The sequence below is a fragment of the Streptomyces marianii genome (assembly GCF_005795905.1).
Taxonomy (GTDB): Bacteria; Actinomycetota; Actinomycetes; order Streptomycetales; family Streptomycetaceae; genus Streptomyces; species Streptomyces marianii.
In genome coordinates, this window is the sequence record NZ_VAWE01000001.1 from 2,934,928 (window position 1) to 2,947,816 (window position 12,889).

Genomic DNA, 12,889 nt, shown 5'->3' on the forward strand with positions numbered 1-12,889 from the left:
CCGGGCGGACCTCAGTCCTCCGCGGGCGGCCCGTCGCCGGCCGGCACCACGCGCCTCTCCTCGGCGAAGTGGCACGCCGAGTCGTGCCGCGCGGGACCCCGCACGTCCCTGAACCGCTCGGGCACCGCCAGTTCCGGCTCCTCCCGCGCGCACCGCTCCCGCGCCTTCCAGCAGCGCGTGCGGAACCGGCAGCCCGACGGGACGTCCGTCGGCGAGGGCACGTCGCCGGAGAGGATGATCCGCCCGCCGTTACCGCCCGCGGCCGCGCGCCGCTCACGGAGCGACGGGTCGGGGACCGGCACCGCGGACAGCAGGGCCTGGGTGTACGGATGCGTGGGGTGGTCGTAGATGCCGGCGTCCCCGCCGGTCTCCACGATCCGCCCCAGGTACATCACCGCGACCCGGTCCGAGATGTGCCGGACGATCGACAGGTCGTGGGCGATGAACACGTAGCTGAGGCTGAACTCGCCCTGCAGCCGCTCCAGCAGATTGACGACCTGCGCCTGGACGGACACGTCGAGGGCGGACACGGGCTCGTCCGCGACGATGACCTCCGGCCGGAGCGCCAGGCCCCGCGCGATGCCGATGCGCTGGCGCTGGCCGCCGGAGAACTGGTGCGGGTAGCGGTTGACGAACCCGGGGTCGAGCCCGACGACGTCCAGCAGTTCCCGGACCCGGCGTCGCCGGTCGCCCTTCGGCGCCACCTCGGGATGGATCTCGTACGGCTCCCCGACGATGTCCCCGACGGTCATCCGCGGGTTGAGCGAGGTGTACGGGTCCTGGAACACCATCTGGATGTTGCGGCGCACGGCCTTCAGCGCCCGCCCGGACAGGCGGGTGATGTCCTCGCCCTTGTAGCGGATGGTGCCGCGGGTCGGCCGCTCCAGGTTGACCAGCAGTCTCGCGAGGGTGGACTTTCCGCAGCCGGACTCCCCCACGACGCCGAGCGTCTCACCGGCGAACAGGTCGAGGTCGACACCGTCGACCGCGCGGACCTCCCCCACCCGCTTTCCGACGACGACGCCCCGGGTGAGCGGATAGTGCTTGTGCAGACCGCGCACCTCGATGATCGGCTCGTTCGGCCGGGCCGGCTCAGCCACGGAGGCACTCCCTCCAGAAGAAGCAGGCGCTCCCGCGGTCGCGGCTCACCTCGGACAGCTCCGGCTCGTCGGTCCGGCACACGTCCCGGGCCATCGGACAGCGCGGGTGGAAGGCGCAGCCGGGCGGGACGTCCATCGGGTTCGGCGGCAGACCCTTGATGGCGTAGAGCTCCTCGCCCTTGCGGTCCAGGCGGGGGATCGAGTCGAGCAGCCCGCGGGTGTACGGATGGGCCGGCGCCTTGTAGAGGTCGTGGACGGGGGCGGTCTCGACGATCCGGCCCGCGTACATCACGGCGATCCGGTCGGCGACGTCCGCGACGACTCCGAGGTCGTGGGTGATGAGGACGAGCCCCATGCCGAGTTCGCGGCGCAGCTCGGCGAGGAGGTCCATCACCTGCGCCTGGACCGTCACGTCCAGGGCTGTCGTGGGTTCGTCGGCGATGATCAGATCCGGTTCCAGGGCCAGTGCCATCGCGATCATGATGCGCTGGCGCATTCCGCCGCTGAACTGGTGCGGGTACTGCCCGACCCGCTGCCCCGCGGCCGGGATGCGGACCCGGTCCATCAGCTCGACGGCCTTCGCCCGGGCGTCCTTCCGCGACATGCCGCGGTGCACGGTGAACATCTCGCCGAGCTGGTCGCCGACGGTCAGCACCGGGTTCAGCGCGGACAGCGCGTCCTGGAAGACCATGGCCATTCCCGCGCCGCGGATCCTCCGTCGTTGGTCCTCCTTCAGCTTCAGCAGGTCCCTTCCCCGGAAGAGGATCTCCCCGCCGGTGATCCTGCCGGGCGGGGTGTCGAGGATGCCCATGACGGCCTGGGCGGTGACGGACTTCCCGGACCCGGACTCGCCGAGCACCGCGAGGGTCTCGCCCGCGGCGACGGACCAGGAGACGCCGTCGACCGGCCTGGCGATCCCGTCGCGCGTGCGGAACTCCACACGCAGGTCCCGCACTTCGAGCAGCGTGCCGGGCCGGGCGGGCGGAACAGCCGGTCCCCGCGCTCGCGTGGCGGGACCGTCGGGCGGGGAGTCGGGCCTCATGGCGGTGCTCCTCAGCGCAGCTTGGGGTCGAGGGCGTCGCGCACCGCGTCGCCGAGCATGATGAACGCGAGCACGGTCACGGCGAGCGCGCCGGCCGGCCACAGCAGCATGTGCGGCGCGTTGCGGATGTACGGCGACGCGGCGGAGATGTCGATGCCCCAGGACACCGTGGGCGGCCGCAGCCCGACCCCGAGATACGACAGGGTCGCCTCCAGCGAGATGTACGTCCCGAGCGCGATGGTGGCGACGACGATCACCGGTGCCACGGCGTTCGGCAGGACGTGCTTCAGCAACAGCCGCGCCGACGAGGCCCCGAGAGCCCGGGCCGCCTGCACGTAGTCGTTCTGCTTGACGGTGATCACCGAGCCGCGGGCGATGCGGGAGATCTGCGGCCAGCCCAGCAGCACCATGAAACCGATCACCGGCCAGACGGTGTTGCCGGTGACGACGGACAGCAGCACCAGTCCGCCGAGGACGACCGGGATGGCGAAGAAGACGTCGGTCAGCCGGGACAGCAGCGCGTCCGGAGCACGGCCGAAGAAGCCGGCCAGCCCGCCGAGGACGGACCCGAGGAGCGCCACACCGAGCGTGGCGCAGACACCGACGGTCACCGAGGTGCGGGCGCCGTAGACGGTCCGGGTGTAGACGTCGCAGCCCTGGCCGTCGAAACCGAACGGATGGCCGGGCTGGGAACCCTGCTGGGCCTTGGCCAGGTCGCAGTCGAGGGGACTGCCCGAGGCAATGAGCTGCGGCCAGATCGAGATGACGACCAGGAGGAGGATGACGAGTGCCGCGATGACGAAGACGGGGTTGCGGCGCAGATCGTGCCAGGCGTCGGACCACAGGCTGCGCGGTCTGCCGCCGGGGCCGGGCCCGGGCGGGCCGGCGGGCGCCCTCTCCAGGGTCTCGCCCTCGGCGGTGGCCAGGTCCATGGCTCCGCCGCCACCGGTCGGCGCGATGGCCCGTCCTCCGTCGTACTGGGCCTCAGGCATAGCGGATCCTCGGGTCGAGTACGGCGTAGAGCAGGTCGACGAACAGGTTCACCAGCAGGAACACCAGCACCAGCACCGTCACGAAACCGACGACGGTCTGGGTGTTCTGGCGGAGGATGCCCTGGTAGAGCTGGTAGCCGACGCCGTGGATGTTGAAGATCCGCTCGGTGACGATGGCCCCTCCCATCAGCGCGCCGATGTCGGCGCCGATGAAGGTGACCACCGGGATCAGCGAGTTGCGCAGCAGATGGTGGGTCAGTACGCGGCGGCGGGGCAGGCCCTTGGCGACGGCCGTGCGGACATAGTCGGCGCGGCGGTTCTCGGCGATAGAGGTCCTGGTCAGCCGGGTGACGTAGGCGAGTGAGACGGCGGCGAGGACGAGTCCGGGCACGATCAGCTCGTCGAGCGGGGCCTCGGAGGACACGGAAGGCCGGATCCAGCCCCACTTCACACCGAGCAGAAGTTGCAGCAGCAGTCCGGTGACGAAGGTGGGAACGGCGATCACGACCAGGGTCACCAGCAGGGCGCCGGTGTCGACGGGACGGCCGCGGCGCAGTCCGGTGAGCACGCCGAGGCCGATGCCGATGCCGATCTCGAAGACGATCGCCACCAGGGTGAGCCGGATGGTGACCGGGAAGGCGTCGGCCATCAGCTCGGTGACCGGCTGACCGTTGAAGGCGGTGCCGAAGTCCCCGGTGAAGATGTTGCCCATGTAGGTCAGGTATTGCTGCCAGACGGGCTTGTCGAGACCGAACTCCTTGCGCAGCTGGGCCGCGGTGGCCGGGTCGCACTCCCGCTCGCCGCAGAGCCCGGCGATCGGGTCGCCCATCACGTTGACCATCAGGAAGATCAGCAGCGTGGCTCCGACGAAGACCGGGATCATCTGGAGCAGACGCCGGATCACATAACGTCCCATGAGGCGCTCCTCGGGTCCGGGGCGAATGCGTCAGCCGACGGTGATCTCTTCGTAGACGGGGACGCTGAACTGGTTCAGGGAGACGTTGGAGATCCGCTCGGAGTAGCCGGCACTGCCGTTCTGGTACCAGAGCGGGATGGCCGCCATCTGGTCCCGCACCACGCCCTCCGCCTGCTTGAAGGTCTCGATCGCCCTGGCGGGGTCGGTCTCCGCGTTGGCCTGGTCGACCAGCCGGTCGAACTCCTCGTTGCTCCATTTGCCGTCGTTGGACGAGGCGTTGGTGTAGTAGAGCGGCTGGAGGAAGTTCTGGATGAGTGGGTAGTCCATCTGCCAGCCCGCCCGGAAGGGGCCGCTCATCCTCGACCGCGTGATCTGGTTGCGGTAGTCGGCGAAGGTGCCGACGGGGTTGCCGACGCAGGCCCGGTTGTTGCCCAGCGCGTTGTTGATGGAGTTGCACACGGCGTCGACCCACTCCTTGTGGGAGCCGGTGTCGGCGTTGTACGTGATCTTCACCTGGCCGCCGGGGATGCCGCCGCCCTCGGCGATCAGCTTCCTCGCCCGGGCGGGGTCGTAGGTGCACGAGCCGCCGCACAACGACGCGTCGTAGCCGCCGTCGGGGCCGAGGACCGGGGAGGTCCAGTCCTTGGCGGGGGTGCGGGTCCGCTGGAAGATCGTGTCGGTGATCTGCTGCCGGTTGATCGCCATCGACAGGCCCCTGCGGACCTTCTCCTGCCCCGGCTTGTTCCAGTCCGGGTCGTAGTACGGGAAGGCGATGGTCTGGATGATGCCCGCCGGGGTGTTGATGTAGCGGTCGCCGAGGTCGGCTTCGACGTTCCTGAGCTGGGACGCCGGCACGTCGTCGACCAGGTCGAGATGCCCCGCCGTCAGGTCGGTGTAGGCGGTGTTGCTGTCGGTGTAGACCTTCAGGTCCACGCCGCCGTTGCGCGCCTTGTCGTCACCCGGATAGCCGTCCCAGCGTCGCAGGGACATCCGGGAGCCCCTGGTGTAGCTGTCGACGGCGTACGGGCCGTTGCCGACGGGGCGGGCCAGCCAGGCGTCGTGGTCGGAGAAGAAGCTGCTCGGCAGCGGAGCGAAGGCGGCGTAGCCGAGGGTCTCGGGCCAGGTGGAGAACTTCTGGGTGAGCTTGACGGTGAACGTCCGCTCGCCCGTGACCTTCAGCCCGGACATGGTCTGCGCGGTGGGCTGCCCTGAGGCTGGATGGACCTGGTCGTAGCCCTCGATGTAACCGAAGAAGTAGGCGTTGCGCTGGTTGTTCCTCAGATGTGCGCCGTAGTTCCAGGCGTCGACGAAGGACTTCGCGGTCACGGGCTCGCCGTTGGAGAAGGTCCAGCCGCTCTTGACCGTGACGGTGAAGTCGACGGAGTCGGTCGTGTCGATCCGCTCGGCGAGCATGTCCTCCGCCTCGCCCGTCCTCGGGTCGTAGCGCTTCAGTCCCCGGAAGATCATGTCGAGGACCTTGCCGCCCTGGACCTCGTTGGTGTTCGCCGGTTCCAGGGGGTTCTGGGGGTCTCCCCAGGACGACGTCACGATCCCGTCCGGCCCGCCTGCGGGGGCTGCGCCGCCCCCGCAGGCACCGGCCGCGAGGGCGACGGCGACCGCGCAGGCGGCCCGGGTGACGTGAGTGGCTCCGCGCATGGAGTGCCTCCAGATGATCGCAGCTCCGGCCTGGGCACTTCATGTGTTGACGGCGGGGGAGAAAGCACACATCTGTTGGGCCCAACGGGTGTGTGACCGCTGGGCCGCACGCGTGCCTGTCCGGTGCGCCGGGCGAGCACCGCGGGCACGGCGGCCACGACACCACGGGCAGGCGCCGGGGCGGCTGCCGTCAGCCCAGCAGCGCGGCCGTCTCGTGCCGTTCCGGCGCTCCGAGCGCGGCCGGGGCGGAGTGCGCCCTCCCCCAGGTGGCGCGGGCGGAATACTCCCCGCCGAGCTCCCGGCGGGCGTGCCCCAATGTGATCAGGACGCGGGCGTGCTCGCGTGCCTGGCCCGACCTCCTTGCGAGGCGAAGTGCCAGGCGGCGGTACCGCGCTGCGCCTGCCGCGTCCTCCGTGTCCAGGCAGACCGTTGCCCCGAGGTGGTACAGCCGGGGGAGGTCGAGCGGGCTGCCCGCAGCCGCCAGGCCCAGAGCGCGCTCCGTATCCTCCCGGGCCCGTGCGTGTCTGCCGAGGCGCCGCTCGGCCTCGGCCGCGGCCAGGGTCGCGCCGATGAGGCTGACGTCCGTCCCCTGGGCGACCTCGCGCGCGGCTTCGAGTCGCGCCGCGGCGCGGTCGTGACGGTCCTCCCGCGGGTGGACGTTGGCCAGGCCGACGAGCGAGTCCACCTGGCACGTCCGGTTCTCCACCTGCCGGGCGAGGCGCAGCGCCTCCTCGAACGACGCGACGGCCCGACCCGTACGACCGGTGTCGCCGAGCACCGAGCCCAGGGCCTCGTGCGCGACCGCCTCGGCGTACGGCAACCGGCCGCCGACCGCCTCCAGCGCCCCGTGCAGCGCCCCCAGCGCCTCCAGCGCGCCCCGTGCAGCGCCTCCAGCGCCTCGGCGAACCGTCCCCGCTGCGCCGCGACGAGGCCGCAGCAGTCGCGCCGCTGACGTCCGGCCGCCTCAACGGCCAATCGGGCAGGGGCCCCCTCATGCGATCGATCATGCCGGGCACACCACGCGCCAGGGCGCCCTCCCTGCCGGAAGGGCGCCCTGGGATCATCGCGCGAAACGTTCGGCCCGCGAGCGCCTATCCCGCGTGGACGACGTCCTTCTCCTCGGCGAAATGGCACGCCGACTCGTGTGCGGCCGGGGTGTTCCGGCCGACGAAGCGCTCCGGGACCGCCAGCAGCGGAACCTCGGTGGCGCACTTCTCCTGGGCCTTCCAGCACCGGGTCCGGAAGCGGCAGCCGGACGGCGGGTTCGCCGGGGACGGGACGTCACCGGTGAGGATGATCCGCTCGCGGCCCTCACGGACCTCGGGGTCCGGGACCGGCACCGCCGACAGCAGAGCCTGGGTGTAGGGGTGCGTCGGGTGGTCGTAGATCTGGACGTCCGTACCGATCTCGGCCATCCTGCCCAGGTACATCACGCCGACCCGGTCGGAGATGTGCCGGACGATCGACAGGTCGTGCGCGATGAAGACGTAGGAGAGGTTGAACTCGTCCTGCAGCTTCTCCATCAGGTTGATCACCTGTGCCTGCACGGAGACGTCGAGCGCCGACACCGGCTCGTCGCAGATGATGATCTCCGGGTTCAGCGCGAGGCCGCGGGCGATGCCGATGCGCTGGCGCTGACCGCCGGAGAACTGGTGCGGGTACCGGTTGATGTACTCGGGGTTCAGACCGACGACGTCCAGCAGTTCCTGCACCTTGCGGCGCCGGTCGCCCTTGGGCGCGACCTCGGGGTGGATGTCGAAGGGCTCGCCGATGATGTCACCGACCGTCATGCGCGGATTGAGTGAGGTGTACGGGTCCTGGAACACCATCTGGATGTTCCGGCGCACGGCCTTCAACGCCCGACCGGACAGGCGGGTGATGTCCTGGCCCTTGTAGAAGACCTCACCGGCCGTCGCCGACTCCAGCGACATCAGCAGCTTGGCGATCGTGGACTTGCCGCAGCCGGACTCGCCCACGATGCCCAGGGTCTCGCCCTGGTAGAGGTCGAAGGAGACCCCGTCCACGGCCTTGACCGCGCCGACCTGCTTCTTGAAGAGGATGCCCTGGGTCAGCGGGAAGTGCTTGACCAGGTTGCGCACCTGAAGGATCGGCTCACCGCGGTGGACCGGCGCCTCGACGGCGGCCACGGCCTCCGCCTCGGTGGCGGCGACCGTCTCGACGTCGGTCACGTTCGGCGTCGCGTCCACGGCCCCGTCGTTCTTGCTGAGCTCAGCCATGGATCGTCTCCTTCCAGAAGTGGCACGCGCTGCCGCGGCCGGGCAGCTCGGTGCCGTCCTGCTCGGTCACCGGGTGCAGCGCCGGGATGTCCGTGCGGCAGATGTCGTCGGCCTTCGGACAGCGCGGGTTGAAGGCGCAACCGGCCGGCACCCGCAGCAGGTTGGGCGGCAGGCCCTTGATCGCGTACAGTTCCTGGCCCTTCTGGTCCAGGCGCGGGATCGAGTCGAGCAGACCCCGGGTGTACGGGTGGGCCGGGCGCTTGTAGAGCTCGTGCACCGGCGCGGTCTCGACGATCCGGCCCGCGTACATCACGGCGATCTTGTCCGCCACGTCGGCGACGACACCGAGGTCGTGGGTGATCAGGATCAGACCCATGTTGTACTCGCGCTGCAGCTCCGCGAGCAGGTCCATCACCTGGGCCTGGACCGTCACGTCGAGCGCGGTGGTCGGCTCGTCCGCGATGATCAGGTCCGGCTCCAGCGCCAGCGCCATGGCGATCATGATGCGCTGGCGCATACCGCCCGAGAACTGGTGCGGGTAGTCGTCGACCCGGGCCGCGGCGGCCGGGATCTTGACCTTGTCCATCAGCTCGATGGCCTTGACCTTGGCCTCCTTCTTGGAGAGGCCGTGGTGCACGCGGAACATCTCGCCGAGCTGGTAGCCGACGGTCAGCACCGGGTTCAGCGAGGAGAGGGCGTCCTGGAAGATCATCGCGATCTTCCGGCCGCGGATCTTCCGCCGCTCCTCGTAGGACATCTTGAGCATGTCCTCGCCGCGGAAGAGGATCTCGCCGTGCGGGATCTTCCCGGGCGGCATGTCGAGGATGCCCATGATGGCCTGCGCGGTGACGGACTTGCCGGAGCCGGACTCACCCAGCACGGCCAGCGTCTCACCGGCGTTCACCGAGTAGTTGACGCCGTTGACGGCCTTCGCCACGCCGTCCCGGGTGTGGAACTCCACGTGCAGGTCGCGGACTTCGAGCAGCGGCCCGTTGTTGTCGCCGTCGCGCGGCGCGGGGACCGTCGTGGTGTTGTCGATGATGGTCACGTACGCCCTCCTCAGCGCAGCTTCGGGTCGAGGGCGTTGCGGACTGCTTCGCCGAGCATGATGAACGCCAGAACGGTGAGGCTCAGCATGATCGAGGGGAACAGCAGGATGTGCTGCGCCGTACGGATCTGCTGGACACCGGCGGAAACGTCGACACCCCAGGAGACGATGGGCGACGAGAGCCCGAGACCCAGGTACGACAGGGTCGCCTCGGCGGAGATGTAACCGCCGAGCGCGATGGTCGCGACCACGATCACCGGGGCCATGGCGTTCGGCAGGATGTGCCGGAACAGGATCCGGGTCGTGCCGGCGCCGAGCGCCTTCGCCGCGTGGACGTAGTCGGCCTGCTTGATGGTGATCACGGCACCGCGCATGACGCGGGCGATCTGGGTCCAGCCGAGGAACGCCAGGGCGAAGACGACCACCCAGATGGTGCGTTCCGTGAAGGACTGCAGGACCACCATGGCGCCGAGCAGGAACGGAATGCCGAAGAAGATGTCGGTGAGCCGCGACAGGAGCGCGTCGACGATGCCGCCGAAGTATCCGGCGATCATGCCCAGGATGCCGCCGACGGTGGTGACGATCAGGGTGACGCAGATACCGACGATGACCGAGGCACGGGTGCCGTGGATCAGTCGGGCGTACACGGACCGGCCCTGGCCGTCCCAGCCCAGCCAGCCGTCCGATCCGATCTTGCCGAGCTCCGGCTTGCCGAGGTAATGGTGCACCAGGTCGCCCGCCGTCGGGGAGGCGCCCGTGAACCAGGTCGGGAAGGCGGTGATGACCAGCAGGATGAAGATCAGGACAGACGACACCAAGAAGTACGGGTTGCGGCGCAGATCCGCCCAGGCGTCGCCCCAGAGGCTGCGCGCCTTCTCCTTGTTCGGCGCGGGCGCGTCGCCCGCGCCGACGGGGGCGCCGGTCTCGATCTCGGCCGAGACTGCGGTCTTGGTCACGTCAGGCATAACGGATCCTCGGGTCCAGGACCGCGTACAGCAGGTCGATGAGCAGGCTGGTGACGAGGTAGACGAGCACCAGGATGGTGACGAGGCCGACCAGGGTGGTGCCCTCACGTCGGGTGATCGACTCGTAGATCAGACCGCCGACGCCCTTGACGTTGAAAATGCCCTCGGTGACGACGGCGCCGCCCATCAGGGCGCCGATGTCGGTGCCCAGGAAGGTGATGACGGGGATCATCGAGTTGCGCATCAGGTGCACGCCGATGACCCGTCGCTTGGGCAGGCCCTTCGCGATGGCCGTGCGCATGTAGTCGGCGCGCAGGTTCTCCGCCATGGAGGTACGGGTGAGCCGGGCAACGTAGGCAAGTGAGAGGCCACCGAGCACCATGGCCGGTGCGATCAGCTCGGACCAGTTCTGCTCGTTGCTGACGTTCGGCGCGATCCAGCCCAGTTCGAAGGCGAAGACCAGCTTGATGATGAAGCCGAGGACGAACACCGGGACCGAGATGATCAGCAGGGTGAAGATCAGGACCGCGTTGTCGGCCACACGTCCGGCACGCAGGCCCGCGATGACACCCAGGGCGATGCCGAAGATCAGCTCGAAGGCGAAAGCCAGCGCGGCGAGCTGCAGGGTGATGGGGAACGCGTCGCCCAGCACTTCGGTGACCGGGCGACCGTTGCGGATCTGGTTGCCGAAGTCGAAGTGCAGAATGATGTCGGTCATGTAGTTCCAGTACTGCTGCCAGATCGGAAGATCCAGACCCAGCTCTTTTCTCTTCGCGGCCAGGGTCGCCGGGTCGACGCCCTTCTCGCCGAACAGACCCGCCACAGGGTCGCCGGGCAGGCTGTAGACCATGAAGAAGATCAGAAAGGTTGTCCCGAGGAATACCGGGATCATCTGGAGCAGTCGTCGTGCGACATAGCGCCCCATCATGCCTCCGTTGATATGTGCCGCCGCAGCCGACAAGCCCTCCCCCGGTATCCGCGTCCCCAGTGGGCACGCGGATGTCGTGGAAGGGCCCCCCAGCCGCTGCTCAAGTCGCCGGGGCGGGACCGGCGGACGGCCGGCCCCGCACACGGCGTGCGGACTACGCTTGGGTGATTACTTCTTGACCTCGATACCCGTCAGGATCGGGTCACCGGCCTGGTCGTACTTGACGCCCGAGACCTTCTCCGAGTAGCCCGCGTTGACCTTGTAGTACCAGAGCGGGATCGACGGCATGTAGTTGACCAGGGACTTCTCGGCCTCCTGGAACAGCTTCACGGACTCGTCGAGCGTCGCGGCGCTCTCGGCTGCCGCGAGCTTGGCGTCCAGCTCCTTGTTCGAGAAGCCACCCTGGTTGCCCGCCGCACCCGTGCGGTACAGGTCGCTCAGGAAGTTGCCGTTGATCGGGTAGTCCAGAGACCAGGCCGAGCGGTACATGGACTTGACCTGCTGGTTCTTACGAGCGGCCAGGTCGGCCTGGAAGTCCGGCTTGCTGTCACCGGTGCACTTGACGCCGGTGGCCTGGGTGATGCTGTTGCAGACCGCGTCGACCCACTCCTTGTGGCCGCCGTCCGCGTTGAACTGGATGGTGATCGCGTTCTTCGGAACGCCACCGCCGGCCTTGATGAGCTCCTTGGCCTTGGCCGGGTCGTACTTGGTGATGTCGCCCGCGGCGTTCTCCTGGAAGCCCAGGACGCCCTTGGCGACCCAGCCGGTCGCCGGCTCACGCGTACCCTGCAGCACCGTCTTGGTGATGGTGGCACGGTCGATGGCCATGGACAGGCCCTGGATGACCTTGACGTCGACCGGCTTCGGCTTCGCCCACTGGTCCGCGTAGAACGCGACCGCGATGGACTGGATGGCGGAGTGGTCCGCGTCCACGGCGCGGTCACCGAGGTCCTGGTGGTAGACCGGGAGGTCCTTCGGACCGACCTGACGCAGGACGTCGACGTTGTCGGACTTCAGGTCCTCGTAGGCGGCCTCGATGGTGGTGTAGTTCTTGAAGAGCACACCGCCGTTCTTCGCCTTGTTCGGACCCTTGTAGGCGTCGTAGCGGACGATCTTGATCTGCTTCTTGTGGTCCCACGACTCGAACTTGTAGGGACCGTTGCCGACCGGCTTCTCACCAGCGGCCTTGGGGTCCTTGTAGAAGGACTCCGGGAGCGGCGCGAAGGGGATGTAGGCGAGCTTGTGGCCGAAGGCCGGAACCGGGCTCTTCAGCTCGACGGTGAAGGTGTTCTCGTCGACGATCTTCAGACCCTCGAGCTTGTCCCCGGTCGGCTTGGCGCCTTCCTTCTCGGGGTGCAGAGCCTCGAAGCCCTTGATGTCGGAGAACCACGAGGCAAGGCCCATGGCGTTGTTGACGTTGGCGTTCCAGTTCCACGCGTCCACGAAGGACTTCGAGGTCACCGGGGTGCCGTCGTGGAAGGTCCAGCCCTGCTTGAGCTTCACCGTCCAGGTCTTCGAGTCGGTAGTGGTGAGCGACTCCGCGTTGATCATCTCCAGCGAGCCGTCAGCCTTGTAGTCGACCAGGGTCGAGAACAGGCCGGACATGACGAGGGAGCCGTTGGACTCCATCGTGTCACCGGTGTGCAGGAGCTTCTCCGGCTCACCGAGCTCGACGGAGAAGATGCCGTTGGGGTCGACCGCACCCTTGTCGGCCTTGGAGCCGCTGTCACTGCCCCCGCCACAGGCGGTCGCTGCCAGGGCGACGACGATCGCGCCCACTACCCACTTGGCACTCTTGGCACCGCGCATGGGTTCCTCCTCATGAGTCCACTAGTCACTACAAGATGGGCACCGGATCTACGCGCGCTGACACCCCTGACAGCGTGCTTGTCAAGCGCCCCGAGTGTGCTCGCGAGTCGGCGCTCCCCACAGCGCGTGACCCATTGACCCGAGCTCAACGGAGCCAACTATCAAGGAGACGAGGGCTATAAACCACACTCATAGG

General features: G+C 68.7%; 11 protein-coding genes. All 11 read right to left on the reverse strand.

From position 1 onward, the window contains the following. Positions 1–11: 11 nt before the first annotated feature. Positions 12–1,100 carry an ABC transporter ATP-binding protein gene (locus FEF34_RS13105; RefSeq protein ID WP_138053355.1) on the reverse strand — a complete coding sequence of 363 codons (1,089 nt, stop codon included), beginning with the start codon at positions 1,098–1,100 and terminating at the stop codon, positions 12–14. Further along, positions 1,093–2,142, reverse strand: coding sequence for an ABC transporter ATP-binding protein (locus FEF34_RS13110; protein WP_234042375.1), 1,050 nt, complete (start codon positions 2,140–2,142; stop codon positions 1,093–1,095). Before FEF34_RS13110 ends, FEF34_RS13105 begins: the two co-directional genes overlap by 8 nt. A gap of 11 nt (positions 2,143–2,153) precedes the next feature. After that, the gene (locus tag FEF34_RS13115) at positions 2,154–3,134 is read right to left on the reverse strand and encodes an ABC transporter permease (protein ID WP_138053356.1); all 981 of its coding nucleotides are present in this window, start codon (positions 3,132–3,134) and stop codon (positions 2,154–2,156) included. Further along, a complete protein-coding gene (locus FEF34_RS13120; RefSeq protein WP_138053357.1) occupies positions 3,127–4,050 on the reverse strand; it encodes an ABC transporter permease in 924 nt (307 codons plus the stop codon). Before FEF34_RS13120 ends, FEF34_RS13115 begins: the two co-directional genes overlap by 8 nt. Positions 4,051–4,080: 30 nt before the next feature. Then, complete coding sequence (locus FEF34_RS13125; RefSeq protein ID WP_138053358.1) at positions 4,081–5,706, reverse strand: peptide ABC transporter substrate-binding protein; 1,626 nt, start codon at positions 5,704–5,706, stop codon at positions 4,081–4,083. Positions 5,707–5,896: 190 nt separating this feature from the next. Next, entirely contained in the window at positions 5,897–6,526 is a 630-nt protein-coding gene (locus FEF34_RS13130) for a tetratricopeptide repeat protein (protein WP_171052938.1), read from the reverse strand. A 271-nt stretch (positions 6,527–6,797) separates the two neighbouring features. Then, positions 6,798–7,943 carry an ABC transporter ATP-binding protein gene (locus FEF34_RS13135; RefSeq protein ID WP_138053360.1) on the reverse strand — a complete coding sequence of 382 codons (1,146 nt, stop codon included), beginning with the start codon at positions 7,941–7,943 and terminating at the stop codon, positions 6,798–6,800. Further along, positions 7,936–8,991, reverse strand: coding sequence for an ABC transporter ATP-binding protein (locus tag FEF34_RS13140; protein WP_138053361.1), 1,056 nt, complete (start codon positions 8,989–8,991; stop codon positions 7,936–7,938). The genes FEF34_RS13135 and FEF34_RS13140 overlap by 8 nt, the downstream gene beginning before the upstream one ends. An 11-nt stretch (positions 8,992–9,002) precedes the next feature. After that, on the reverse strand, positions 9,003–9,956 hold the full coding sequence (locus FEF34_RS13145; protein WP_138053362.1) for an ABC transporter permease: 954 nt from the start codon (positions 9,954–9,956) through the stop codon (positions 9,003–9,005). Beyond that, positions 9,949–10,881, reverse strand: a complete 933-nt coding sequence (locus tag FEF34_RS13150) for an ABC transporter permease (protein WP_171053290.1) — start codon at positions 10,879–10,881, stop codon at positions 9,949–9,951. Before FEF34_RS13150 ends, FEF34_RS13145 begins: the two co-directional genes overlap by 8 nt. 171 nt (positions 10,882–11,052) lie before the next feature. Further along, on the reverse strand, positions 11,053–12,693 hold the full coding sequence (locus FEF34_RS13155; RefSeq protein WP_138053364.1) for a peptide ABC transporter substrate-binding protein: 1,641 nt from the start codon (positions 12,691–12,693) through the stop codon (positions 11,053–11,055). Positions 12,694–12,889: the final 196 nt, after the last annotated feature.